The sequence below is a fragment of the Ideonella paludis genome, assembly GCF_018069865.1.
GTDB lineage: Bacteria > Pseudomonadota > Gammaproteobacteria > Burkholderiales > Burkholderiaceae_C > Ideonella > Ideonella paludis.
The window spans coordinates 360046-372330 of record NZ_JAGQDG010000004.1; the positions used below are offsets into that span (position 1 = coordinate 360046).

The window sequence follows — 12285 nt, forward strand, 5'->3', positions numbered from 1 at the left end:
CTCCATCCCAGATCGAAGTGCGCGAGTGTGCCCGCATTCGGCGCGCAGGGCAGCGAGTTTTACGCCTGCCCCACACACAGCAACACTGAGCAATAAAGCCCGTGCAGGCTGGGCTTAACGACGCATCAAGGTGCTCTTGCCGAACAGGCTCTCGATCAAATCGACGGCCACCATGGCCGTCTTGTTGCGCACATCCAGCGCCGGGTTCAGCTCCACCACGTCCAGGCTGGCCATGCGGCCGGTGTCGGCAATCATCTCCATGCAAAGCTGGGCTTCGCGGTAGGTGGGGCCGCCGGGCACGGTGGTGCCCACACCCGGCGCAATGTCGGGGTCGAGAAAGTCCACGTCAAAGCTCACGTGCAAATGGGTGTTGGCGTCCAAGGTGGCCAGCGCCAGCTCCATGGCCTGGCGCATGCCCATCTCGTCGATGTAGCGCATGTCAAAGACCTCCAGGCCCTGCTCATGCACAAAGCGCTTTTCGCCCGGGTCCACGCTGCGAATGCCGATCTGCCGCACCCACTTGGGGCTGATGGCCGGCACCTTGCCACCGATCTCGATCAGCTCTTGGGGGCCATGCCCGCACAGGCAGGCCACCGGCATGCCGTGCACATTGCCGCTGGGCGTCAAGGCGCTGGTGTTGAAGTCGGCATGGGCGTCCAGCCACAGCACGCGCAGCTTCTTGCCCACATCGCGGCAGTGGCGCGCCACCGCGCTGATGGAGCCCAGGCCCAGGCAGTGGTCACCGCCCAGCAAAATAGGCAAATGGCCTTGGCTCAGCTCGGCGTACACCGCCTCGTGCACCAGGCGGTTCCAGGTGACCACCTCGGGCAGGTGGCGGTAGCCCTCGACGGGCGGCTGCCAAGGGTTGGCGGGGCCAGAGAGATTGCCTCGGTCCAAGACGGTGAGGCCGTGGCTCTCCAAAATGGGGCCGATATTGGCCACGCGCAGGGCTTCTGGCCCCATGCTGGCCCCCCGCGCACCGGCACCGATGTCGGTGGGTGCGCCAATGAGTGAAACGGTTTTCAGCATGGGGTGACATTGTGCGGCCTGCCCCAGGGCTTTGGAGAGGGGCAAAACGCTAAGCCCCTAAGAACGGAGGCGTTCGGCCTACATGTCCTCGGCGTGCTGGCCCTCAGAAGTTTCCGCCTCCAGGCCATAGTCCGTGGCCAAAATCTGCCAGGCCTCTTCGGCGCTCTCGACAAATCGGAACAGATGCACGTCGTCGGGGCTGATCATGCCGGTCTCGACCAGCCAGTCAAAGTTGATGAGCTTGGTCCAGAACTCGCGCCCAAACAGCAAGATGGGCCGGCGGCGGCACTTGCCGGTTTGAATGAGCGTCATGGTCTCGAACAGCTCGTCGAGCGTGCCAAACCCGCCAGGGAAGCACACCAGCGCCACCGAGCGCATCAAGAAGTGCATCTTGCGCAACGCAAAGTAGTGGAACTGAAAGCACAGCTCGGGCGTGATGTAGGGGTTGGGCGCTTGCTCGTGAGGCAGCACGATGTTGAGCCCCAGGCTCTTGCCGCCCTGCTCAAACGCACCGCGGTTGCCCGCCTCCATGATGCCGGGCCCGCCGCCCGTGCACACCACAATGGGCGTGGCCAGCGCGCGAGAGCGCTCGGTAACGATGGCCGCAAAGCGCCGCGCTTCGTCGTAATAGCGGCTCATGGCCAAGCGCTGCTCGGCCTGAGCCACGGCCTGTGCCCTGCCCGCTGCTTGAGCCTGGGCCAAATGCTCGCGCGCGTCTTCAGGGGCCGGAATACGGGCACTGCCAAAGATGACGATGGTGTGCTCAATGCCCTGCTCTTGCTGCACCAGCTCAGGTTTGAGCAGCTCAAGCTGCATGCGCACGGGGCGCAGCTCGGGCCGCAGCAAAAACTCGCTGTCGGTGAAGGCCAGTTGGTAGCTGCTTTCAGGGCCGTCGTAGCGCGGCGGCGCTTTGACAGCCGCAGCCTCTTGGCCAGCGGGGGTGAAGTTGGGGGCGGTCAGCGCAGATTTTTTGCTCATGCGCGTTTATAGCCTGCCGCAGGCCACCCTGTGCCGCGCGGGGGCAGGCAGATCGTCAGTGGGTGTTGCCGCACACCGGGCACTGGGGCTGAGCCGGCAGGCGGATGTCATCCCAGCGCATGTGGCGGCCATCCAGCATTTGCAGCCGCCCGGCCAGTGAGCTGCCCAGGCCGATCAGGAGCTTCAGGGCTTCGGCCGCCTGCATGGTGCCAATGATGCCCACGAGTGGCGCAAACACGCCCATGGTGGCGCAGCGCACTTCTTCAAAGGTGCTCTCGGGCGGGAACACACAGGCATAGCAAGGCTGGCCGGGCGTGCGGGTGTCGTAGACCGAAATCTGGCCGTCAAAGCCAATCGCCGCGCCCGAGACCAAGGGCTTGCGGTGCTTCACACAGGCTGCGTTCACCGCATGGCGGGTTTGGAAGTTGTCGCTGCAGTCCAGCACCACATCAGCCTGCGCCACAGCCCCCTCCAAAAAGGCCGCGTCGGCGCGCTGGCGCACCACCTCGACCTTGGCACCCGGGTTGATGGCCAACATGCTCTCGCGGGCCGAGTCGGCCTTGGGCTGGCCCACGCGCGATTGGGTGTGGGCGATCTGGCGCTGCAGGTTGGTGAGGTCCACCGTGTCGTGGTCCACCAGGGTGATCTGGCCCACCCCGGCCGTGGCCAGGTACAGGGCCACCGGAGAGCCCAAGCCTCCCGCGCCAATGACCAAGGCACGCGCGTCCAGCAAGCGCTGCTGGCCTTCAACGCCAATCTCGTCCAGCAGGATATGGCGCGAATAGCGCAGCAGTTCGTCGTCCGTCACAGCGGGGCGCTTACTCGGTCTTGGCTTCAGCCTTGCGCTCGGTGACGGACTTGCTGACCATCACCGGTTTGCCGCGCAGCTTGTTCAGGGCCTGGGCCAGTTGGAAGTCTTCCGCGCTGCCAAATTCCGGCAGCGGCTTGATCGAGTCTTTGGACTTGGCCAATTGCTCTTCCAGCTTCTTGCGGGCTTCTTCGCGGGCCTTTTCGCGGGCTTCATCCTTCTCTTCGGCACCGTTGTTCAGGTGCTTTTCCAAGTCGGCCTCGCGGGTGCGCAGCGCGGCAAACACATTGCCTTCAGCGGTTTCGTCCAACCAAATGTCGGGCACGATGCCCTTGGCTTGGATGGAGCGGCCGCTGGGCGTGTAGTAGCGCGCAGTGGTGATCTTCAGCGCCGTCTCGGGCGAGAGCGGACGCACGGTTTGCACCGAGCCCTTGCCAAAGGTTTGCGCGCCCATGATGACGGCCCGCTTGTGGTCTTGCAGGGCACCCGCCACGATCTCGCTGGCCGACGCCGAGCCTTCATTGACCAGCACCACCAGAGGCACACTCTTGAGTGCTGCGGGCAGCTTGCGCAGCGGGTCTTGGCCGCCCCGGCGCAGGTAGTCTTCCGGTAAAGCCTTGTACGTGGCCTTGGAGTCAGCCAACTGGCCGTTGGTGCTGACCACCTCCACCCCGGCCGGCAAGAAGGCCGCAGACAAAGCCACAGCGCCCTCCAATAAGCCACCCGGGTCATTGCGCAAATCCAGCACCAAACCCTTCAGGTTGGGCTCTTGCTTGTAGATCTCGTCGAGCTTGCGCACAAAGTCGTTGACCGTCTGGTCTTGGAACTGGCTCACGCGCAGCCAGGCATAGCCGGGCTCCAGCACCTTGGCCCGCACGCTCTGGACCTTGATCTCTTCACGCACGATGGTGACGGGGAAGCTGCGGCTCTCCGACTTGCGGAACACCGTCAGCACCACCTTGGTGGCCGGGTCGCCGCGCATGCGCTTGACGGCCTGGTCCATGCTCAGGCCTTTGACGGCCGTGTCGTCAATCTTGGTGATCAAGTCGCCGCTCTTGAGCCCGGCGCGGAAAGCCGGCGAGCCCTCGATGGGCGAGACGACCTTGACCAGCCCGTCTTCCATGCCGATCTCGATGCCCACGCCCACAAACTTGCCCGAGGTGCCTTCGCGGAATTCTTTGAAGCTCTTTTTGTCAAAGAACTGCGAGTGCGGGTCCAGGCCGGACACCATGCCGCTGATGGCGTCATTGATCAGCTTTTTCTCGTCGACCGGCTCGACATAGTCGTTCTTGACCATGCCAAACACCGCCGCCAACTGCTGCATTTCTTCCAGCGGCAGCGCCGTCTGGGAGCCTCTTGCAATGGCTTGAAACTGGATGGTGGTCAACGCACCGGCCACTGCCCCTAAGGTCAGCAAGCCCGCAACTTTCAGTTTGGCACCCATGTTTTTCCTGCCTTCTCGCCATGTGAACGCGGGCAGATCAACCCGCCACGCGAGTATAGGACTGCGCCGAAGCCCCCACCATCCCGCTAAACCCAAAGCAAGCCCCGAAACACGGGCTTTTGCCGCGAGCGGCCACTTACTGCGGGGGCGCTTTGCGCATCTTTACGGCCTTTGCTCTGGCCACATCACCATTGACGGTGCCCAAGGCCGCCAGAAGACGCAGAACTTTTCAGCTGCGTCCCGACTTCTTTGATGCGTCGCCGCGCTACTTCAGGCTGATCCAACACACTTCGCACTACTACTTGCATCCTGCGGTCATGGCTCAGGTAGTTCAAAGGGGAGCAATGTTGCTCACGCAGCGGCGGCATCCAGCTGCAAGGCTTGGAGTGGTAGGCAACAACCAAGCTATCGTCCCAGTGATAAGCCACACCAAATTCTCTAAGGTAGAGAGGTCGGCTGCCGTTGCTAGTGATGAGAAACGCCTTCCCCGTCGGTGTTTTATAGAAGTCCAGGTCAAACCTTAAACTCACCCATGGATCGACCCCGTCAGGCGACCTATGTTCGATCAATTGCATCGTTTTCTCGGTACTGCACCAAGTCCAATGCGGACCACGTTTGCAACTTGACTCGTGGGGCAAAAAGTCATCACGTAGCTGCCTAAACTCTGGATGCGTGCCATCTGCCAAATACAAGTGAGCAAAGTTCTGCTCGGTATATGGGGATTGACTAAATATCTCCAGCCTTAATAGCCGTAATGGCGCTGCTCGACAAGCTTTTACAGGCAACGTGTCAGCGGCAGTGTTTTCGGTAGTTCTAGGGTCTCTCATCCGCCATAGCTTTGGGTCCACCCGAACGCGATGATTACCGATTTGAAAGTAGCGCGCACCGTCACTCTCGCAGCTCCCGATGTTTTCTGCGCCTGGCCCTGCTGCGATGGCCCTCTGGGCGGTTAGACGCGGCAAAGGTGATGGTTCGGCAGGCGATGGCGCTCGCAACTTCCACCACGCTGCCGCCGCCAGCAAGGCGATCAGCCCAACAGCAATGGAGGCTGTGTTTCTGCGCCGTGTGCGGTTATTAGTTTGCTCAGGTGTCATTTAGTGTTCAGCTTGCCTTGCATAAGAGGAACGAAGACTAGGGCCTTTGCCCCCCCCCCAAAGACACGGACTCTGCCCACCTTTGTAGACCGGACGAGCAGGTTGTTTCAGTCGCGCATTGCCCTGCAGCACGCCAGGGCGACTGGGATCAAGTCGAGGCGAGTTCCCGTCATCGCTCCCTACCCGCCGTCTCGATCTCCTGCCTCAGTGGGCTGATCAGAAAGTCAATCACCCGCCGTTTCCCCTTATGAGTCTCCGCCGTCAGGTTCAGCCCCGGCGCCAGCTTAATCGGCGTGGTGGGGCTGTGGCCTGCTGCAGCCTTATCTGGTGAGTTGATGCGCAGCGTGGCGGGGAAGCGCGCCCGCGTCTTCTCGTCTACCACCGCATCAGCCGCCAGGTGCTGCAGTTGGGCTTGCAGCGTGCCGAATCGGGTGTAGGGGTAGGCTTCGCGCTTGATGGTCGCAGGCTGGCTGGGCTGCCCACAGTCTGTTTGGAGGGTGGCCAAGCGGTCTCTGGCTCGCCAATGCCGCGATGCGGCTCGCTGGTTCTTGACAGGCCGTAGCGGGCGGATTCCAGTGCTTGGCTGCGGCGCTGTGGTGAACCAGAACATGCGGCCTACTGTAGCCGCCAGCGCCTTCTACTGCCGCGCGAACGTCACCACATGGTCCACCTGGGGCCGAATGCCAATCCACTCGCCGACCTGGTGGTCGTGGTGGGAGGGCACATGGGCCAGCACTTGCTCGCCGCTGGCCAGGCGCAGGGTGTAGAGGAACTCAGAGCCTCGGAAGGCTTTGCGCTCGATCTGGGCTTTGACGGTGGAGTCGTCGTCGTGGACGATGTCATCAGCCCGCAGCAGCACGTCGCACTGCCCGCCGGGGTAGGCGCTGGGCAAGGGGCACTCGTCGGCGTCGGTCAGGGGGCCCAGCGGGGTTTCCACATGCGGGGGGGTGCCGGTGATCTGGGCCGGGGTGAAGACGCCGTGGCCGATGAACTGGGCCACAAAGCGGGTGGCCGGGCGGTGGTAGAGCGCATAGGCGTCGCCCCATTGCTCCAGGCGGCCTTGGTGCATCACGCCGATGGCGTCGCCAATGGCAAAGGCTTCGAGCTGGTCGTGGGTGACGAACAAGGCGGTGGCGCCGATCTGCTTCAAGATGGCCCGCACGTCTTGGGCCAGGCGCTCGCGCAGGTCCACGTCCAGGCTGGAAAACGGCTCGTCCAGCAGCAAGAGCTTGGGCTGGCGGGCCAAAGCCCGGGCCAGGGCAATGCGCTGCTGCTGGCCGCCAGAGAGCTGGTGCGGCAGACGCTTAGCGTTGTGGGCCAGGCCCACCAGGTCCAGCATCTCGGCCACACGGGCCGTGCGCTCGGCTTTGGGCAGGTGCTTGATGCCAAAGGCAATGTTGTCGGCCACGCTCATGTGGGGGAACAGCGCGTAGTCTTGAAACACCATGCCAATGCCCCGGTCCTCCGGCGCCACTTGGCGGCCCGAGGCGCCGTCGCTCAGCACATTGCGCTCCATGCGCACTTGGCCGTGGCTGATGGGCTCCAGGCCCGCCACCGCCCGCAGCAGCGAGGTCTTGCCGCAGCCCGAGGGGCCGATCAACACCCCGATTTGCCCCACACTCAGCCCCAAGGAAACGCCGTCGACTGCCAATTTGGCACTCTTGCCCTGCCCGTAGCTGATGCTGACTCGATCCAATTGCAAAAACATCGGCCTATGATAGCGACCCAATGGAAATGAGGATTATTCGTATCTGCGGCAAGAGGGGCCGCGCGTGAGGCTGTTGCTGCTGATCATCACCGCCCTGCTGGCCTTGCCGGTGCTGGGCGTGCTGGGCGCCTGGGGCCTGATGGACGCCCAAGCCTTCAGCCTGCTGGCCCACCAGTGGGAAACCGTGCTGCCCACCTACACCCTTCAGTCGCTGCAATTGGTGGTGGGCGTGGGCCTGGGCGTGGCCCTCTTGGGCGGCGCGGCGGCGGCGGCTGTCACCTTGTTTGAGTTCCCGGGTCGGCGCTTTTTTGAGTGGGCGCTGCTGCTGCCCCTGGCCCTGCCTGCTTATGTGCTGGCCTATGCCTACACCGACGCCCTGCAGTTCTCGGGCCCGATTCAAGCCGGCTTGCGCAGCGCCCTGGGCGCCCAAGGCGCGCTGTGGCCCGATGTGCGCAGCCTGGGCGGCGCCACGCTGCTGTTCATCATCAGCCTCTACCCTTATGTTTACCTGCTCACCCGCACCGCGCTGGCCGACCATGCCGGCCCGGTGATGGAAGCCGCCCGGCTGCTGGGCGCACCGCTGCGCCGCCGCGTGCTGGAAGTGGCCCTGCCCATGGCCCGCCCAGCCCTGGCGGCCAGTGTGGCCCTGGCCCTGATGGAGACCTTGGCCGACTACGGCGTGGGCTCTTACTTTGGGCTCTCCACCTTCACCACCGGCATTTACCGCGCCTGGCTGGTGATGGACGACCGCATTGCAGCGGCGCAGTTGGCCAGCCTGCTGCTCATCGTGGTGGGCGTGCTCTTGGTGCTGGAGCAGCGCGCGCAATCTCGCCTGCGCTTTGCCAGCACCCGCGCCGGTGTGCCCGGCGGCCTGACGGCCCAGCCCACGCCCTTGAGCCTGATGGGCAAGCTGATGGCCTGGGCGGTGTGCGGCCTGCCGGTGCTGCTGGGCTTTGTGGCCCCGGTGCTGTGGCTGCTGCGCCTGCTGTGGCTGGAGGCCCAAGCCAGCGAAACCCCGGTGTTTGTGCCCGACTATTTGGCCCGCTTTGGCGACTGGGCTTGGGCCAGCTTCCGCCTGGCCGGGGGCGCGGCCGTGCTGGCCGTGGTGTTTGCGCTGGCCCTGGCCTTCACCCTGCGCCGCCATGCGGCCAAGCGCGGCGCACCGCTGCTGCGCGGCGCGGCGCGCTTGGTCTCGTTGGGCTATGCCATCCCCGGCGCGGTGGTGGCCGTGGGCATTTTGATGATCACCGGCGTCATCCAGCAATGGGCGCCGCAATGGGGCGTGCCGGTGCTGGTGACGGGCACGGTCTTTGGCCTGATGTACGCCTACTTAGTGCGCTTCTCCGCCGTGGCCTTGCAGTCGGTGCAGGCCGGTTACGCCAAGCTGCCGCCGTCCATGGACGAATCGGCCCTGCTGCTGGGCGCCGATGCCCAGCGCACCTTCATGGAGATTCACCTGCCGCTGCTGGCCCGCTCTGGCCTGGCCGCTGCGCTGCTGGTGTTTGTGGACGCGATGAAAGAGCTGCCCGCCACCCTGGTGCTGCGCCCCTTTGGCAGCGACACATTGGCCGTGGTGGCCTACCAATTCGCCCGCGACGAGCGCCTGGCCGAAGCCGCCCTGCCCTCGCTGGCCATCGTGGCAGTGGGGCTGATTCCGGTGCTGATGCTCTCAAGAGCCTTGCGCAAGGCTTGAGCCCGCGCTTTGGCAGCGCGATGGCTGGCTGGCGTGGTGCCCCCGGCAGGAATCGAACCTGCATCTGAGACTTAGGAGGTCCCCGTTCTATCCATTGAACTACGGCGGCTGAGGGGGCGGATTCTAGTGTGGATTGCCCCCTCCCTCCTGCAGCCAAGAGCACATCGGGCTGTTTTGACTCACCCCACACGCCGACCATGAACATCGTGATAACACCCCTGGCTGCCGCTGACGCCCTGGGCGTCAAGCAACTCCTCATGGCTGGCCTCACAGAGCGCTGGGGCCACTATGTGCCGAGTTTCAACCCAGACATTGAAGCATTCCCTGAAGCGCCACTGGGCGCATTGACGCTGGTGGCCAAAAGGGAGGGGGCACTGGTCGGTACAGGGACTCTGCGGCTCTTGGAAGGGCCTCGCGGCGAGATCGTCCGGATGTCAACAGCTACAGGGAGCAGGCGCATGGGCATCGCTGCGTTGGTCTTGAAGCGGCTGATCGCCCACGCTCAGGCCAGTGGAGTGAAAGAAATCATGCTCGAAACGACGTCATCGTGGGACTCTGCGATAGCCCTTTACACCCAACACGGCTTCGTCAAGACCCATGAGCACGATGGCGACAGCCATTTCGCTCTTCGGCTTGACTGACCGGCCTCTAGCCTTGAGCGAGCGTGTAGAGAGCCTCAGCACGTACCATTGCAGTCTCGTGTCGCCGCCTAGCGCCAAGGCGCTTCTCCTGAAACAACAAGCACCATGACCACCGTCCGCAAATTCATCCCCCAAGGCCAGGGCCTGGCCGCCGTGTTGTTGCGCCGCGCACCTGCGCTGGCGCTGAGCTTTGCGCAGCGCCAGCACCTGCCTGCTGAAGCCACCGATGCCAACGGCCGCACCCTCACACTGGCGCTGCCTGCCGGCAGCACGCTGCAAGCGGGCGACGCCTTGCTGGCAGAGGATGGCTCGCTGGCCGTGGTACAGGCGGCACCGGAGCCACTGTGGCGCGTCAGCCCTTGCCCAGAGCATGGCAGCGCGGCCGACCTGCTGCGCACGGCTTATCGCTTGGGCCAGCAAGGCGTGGCGGTGGCCGTGGAAGCCGACCATTTGCTGGTGCAGCCTGATGCAGCCTTGGGACACACCTTGGGCCATTGGGACATGGTGATGGCGGAGGTGACACAAGGCTTTGCGCCGGATGTGACGCCGGCCGCTTGCGGGCACGACCATGGTCATGACCACGGCCATGTTCATGGGCCGGGCTGTGGGCACGACCATCATGGACACGCGCATCACGGCCACGACCACGGCCATGTTCATGGCCCCGGCTGCGGGCATGACCACAGCCATGCGGACCATGCCCACGCGCCAGCGGCCCCAGCCCCGGCAGCAGTGCCCGTGCAGTTTGTGCGTCAGCGGCCGGCGGCTGCGGCCACACCGCATGTGCATGGGCCAGGTTGCGGCCATGACCATGGGCATGACCATGGCCACGACCACAAACACGAATGAGTGACGCCCCCACGCCCGCCCAGCCGCGCAACCCTTTGCATGGCGTGACGCTGGAGGCCATCGTCACGGCCCTGGCCGGGCATTACGGTTGGGCCGAGCTGGGCCAGCGCATTCCGATTCGTTGCTTTCAAAGCGAGCCCAGCGTGGGCTCCAGCTTGAAGTTCCTGCGCAAGACGCCCTGGGCGCGCGAGAAGGTTGAAGGGCTTTATCTCTTCATGCTGAGAGACCAGAAGCGCCAGCAACCCAAGGGCTGAAAGGGGCGCGAGCCCCTCGCGGCTCAGCGCCGCTCTTGCACCTGCAGGTCTTTGGGCACGCTGATCAAGTACTCCGCCTTGAAGCGCTGCACCTCACCCGGCTTGAGCGTGGTTTGCCACTGGGCAATGCCGGGCTGGGACTGCCAGGCTTGCGCGTCCACCGCAGGCTCGAACTTGGTTTGGACGGTGATCTGCTCGTCGGTGCTGACGGGGAAGGCCTCGATCACCCGCAAGGCGATGGGTGTTTTACGGCGGCTCTCGACCTCGTAATGGCGGGCCTCGCGGCGCACTTGGCGGCTGCTGATGAAGCCGGTGGTGGAGGTGCGCTCATCGGCCGGCAAAGAGCGCACGCTGACCAGTTCATCGCGGCCAAAGGGCAGGCTCAGGCGCTCGGCATTGCCCTGGCGCCATACGCTTTGGCCCACGGCTTGGGTGCCGCGCATCAGGCTCATCGGCCCGTCGGGCCACACCCCAGCCGGGCGCGCCACCTCGGCCACCAACCATGCGCTGGCTTCTTGAACCGGCACGGCTTGCACCACGACGGTGGCGGGCCAGCGGGCTGTCTCTAGGCTGAAGGAGACGCGCTGCTTGCCGCTGGCCACGTCCACTTTGCCGGGCACGGCAAACTCGGTGGCAAATTCGCTTTGGCTGACTTGTACGGCAAAGCTCATGTCTGCCTCAGCCTCGGCCGAGCGGCCAAAGTTGCTGAGCGGCGCTGCTTTGGGGGCCACGGGGGCGGGGGCCGGAGAGGGCATGCCATAGGCGCTTGCCCTCTCTACAAGGGGGGGCCGGGGCGAAATCTGCCAAGGCCGAGGCTGAGGCCCTTGCGTCGCAGCTTGAGGTGAGCCGGTGGACAGGCGCATGGCCACGCCCACCCAGTCTTCGCCGCTGCGCTGGCTGACCTGGGCCATGCGCTCCACATCCACCTGCGCTGCTGCAAGGTCCAGGGTGGCGCGGTAGGCCGGGGCCCAGGTGGCGCCAGGCACTTGGTAGCTCAGGCGCAATTCACCCTCTTGCCCAGCCGCCACTTGCACCGTCAACTGGCGCACATCGCCCGGCGGCTGTTGGCGGGCACGTTGGGCCTTCAGGGGCTTGAGCTCCAGCTCCAGTTTGTCGCGTTCGCGCTGCAGGCGCTGCTGTTGCTGCCCGGCCTCCAAGCCGCTGCGCTGCACCTGGGCCAAGGTGGGGCCCAGCGGGCCGCTCAAGGCAGGCTTGGCGCCTTCGGCCTGGCCCAGGCTCTTCAGCACATTGAGCACCAGCTCATGCGAGGCCTGCTCGTTCTGCAGGGCTTGAATGCGCTCTTCCAGGCTGGTGATGCGGGCCTCCAGCGGGCCGTTCTGGCAGGCCGGTGCTTCATCGCGAGGCAGGGTCAGGGCGCTGACCGCCCCCACCCGGAGGCCCGGCGTGGCTTCTACGCGCAGCGCCGCCATGTCGAACTGCGTGCTTAAGCAGCCCAGCACCACTTCTTTGGCACCGACGGGCACCTTCGCCACCCGCTCGACCACCGCCACGCCAGGGTAGACCGTGACGCTGTGAATCCGCGAGGCCACTTCGGCCGCCTGCGCCAAGGGCGCAAGCGCCAGCACGCCCCACACACTGACGGCCCAAGGCCTGACCACACCCTTTGACATGCGCATGCTCCCCACTGAGTTGATCTATGCCGACGATTGTGACGCTGCTGGGTGTCTGTTCCGTAAAGTGACACACTTGGCGTCACAGCCCGTGTCTCCCCCAGGGCGCAAACGCGGGCTTAACGACTAGGATCAAGCGGAGGCTGGCGCTGTGCC

The 12285-nt window shown here is 64.7% G+C and carries 12 protein-coding genes and 1 tRNA gene; 4 read left to right on the forward strand and 9 right to left on the reverse strand.

Annotated elements, in window-relative coordinates:
• Positions 1–114: 114 nt before the first annotated feature.
• The 7 genes from rocF to KAK11_RS12095 all read right to left on the reverse strand — a co-directional run bounded on the left by rocF (position 115) and on the right by KAK11_RS12095 (position 7061).
• Positions 115–1029: an arginase gene (gene rocF / locus KAK11_RS12065; protein WP_210809375.1), complete on the reverse strand. Its 915-nt coding sequence runs from the start codon at positions 1027–1029 to the stop codon at positions 115–117.
• Between the two features lie 78 nt (positions 1030–1107).
• Positions 1108–2007: an LOG family protein gene (locus KAK11_RS12070; RefSeq protein ID WP_210809376.1), complete on the reverse strand. Its 900-nt coding sequence runs from the start codon at positions 2005–2007 to the stop codon at positions 1108–1110.
• Between the two features lie 55 nt (positions 2008–2062).
• Entirely contained in the window at positions 2063–2815 is a 753-nt protein-coding gene (locus KAK11_RS12075) for a HesA/MoeB/ThiF family protein (RefSeq protein ID WP_210809377.1), read from the reverse strand.
• 10 nt (positions 2816–2825) lie between these two features.
• Positions 2826–4259: a S41 family peptidase gene (locus tag KAK11_RS12080; RefSeq protein ID WP_210809378.1), complete on the reverse strand. Its 1434-nt coding sequence runs from the start codon at positions 4257–4259 to the stop codon at positions 2826–2828.
• 185 nt (positions 4260–4444) lie between these two features.
• Entirely contained in the window at positions 4445–4834 is a 390-nt protein-coding gene (locus KAK11_RS12085; RefSeq protein WP_210809379.1) for a hypothetical protein, read from the reverse strand.
• 688 nt (positions 4835–5522) lie between these two features.
• Positions 5523–5858: a beta-barrel domain-containing protein gene (locus KAK11_RS12090; protein WP_210809380.1), complete on the reverse strand. Its 336-nt coding sequence runs from the start codon at positions 5856–5858 to the stop codon at positions 5523–5525.
• A 132-nt stretch (positions 5859–5990) separates the two neighbouring features.
• Positions 5991–7061 (reverse strand): ABC transporter ATP-binding protein, encoded by a 1071-nt coding sequence (locus KAK11_RS12095; protein WP_210809382.1) that lies wholly within the window; start codon positions 7059–7061, stop codon positions 5991–5993.
• A 64-nt stretch (positions 7062–7125) separates the two neighbouring features.
• Here KAK11_RS12095 and KAK11_RS12100 point away from each other — a divergent pair, with 64 nt between their 5' ends.
• Positions 7126–8754 carry an ABC transporter permease gene (locus KAK11_RS12100; RefSeq protein WP_310737796.1) on the forward strand — a complete coding sequence of 543 codons (1629 nt, stop codon included), beginning with the start codon at positions 7126–7128 and terminating at the stop codon, positions 8752–8754.
• Between the two features lie 34 nt (positions 8755–8788).
• On the opposite strand, the gene KAK11_RS12105 is transcribed toward KAK11_RS12100, so the two are convergent.
• A tRNA-Arg gene (locus KAK11_RS12105) sits at positions 8789–8863 on the reverse strand.
• Between the two features lie 88 nt (positions 8864–8951).
• On the opposite strand from KAK11_RS12105, the gene KAK11_RS12110 reads away from it, so the two are divergent.
• The 3 genes from KAK11_RS12110 to KAK11_RS12120 all read left to right on the forward strand — a co-directional run bounded on the left by KAK11_RS12110 (position 8952) and on the right by KAK11_RS12120 (position 10498).
• Positions 8952–9395: a GNAT family N-acetyltransferase gene (locus KAK11_RS12110; protein WP_210809383.1), complete on the forward strand. Its 444-nt coding sequence runs from the start codon at positions 8952–8954 to the stop codon at positions 9393–9395.
• Between the two features lie 105 nt (positions 9396–9500).
• Entirely contained in the window at positions 9501–10244 is a 744-nt protein-coding gene (locus tag KAK11_RS12115; protein WP_210809384.1) for an urease accessory protein UreE, read from the forward strand.
• Positions 10241–10498 (forward strand): VF530 family protein, encoded by a 258-nt coding sequence (locus tag KAK11_RS12120; protein WP_210809385.1) that lies wholly within the window; start codon positions 10241–10243, stop codon positions 10496–10498. The genes KAK11_RS12115 and KAK11_RS12120 overlap by 4 nt, the downstream gene beginning before the upstream one ends.
• A 23-nt stretch (positions 10499–10521) precedes the next feature.
• On the opposite strand, the gene KAK11_RS12125 is transcribed toward KAK11_RS12120, so the two are convergent.
• Positions 10522–12135 carry a DUF4139 domain-containing protein gene (locus KAK11_RS12125; protein WP_210809386.1) on the reverse strand — a complete coding sequence of 538 codons (1614 nt, stop codon included), beginning with the start codon at positions 12133–12135 and terminating at the stop codon, positions 10522–10524.
• Positions 12136–12285 lie beyond the last annotated feature (150 nt).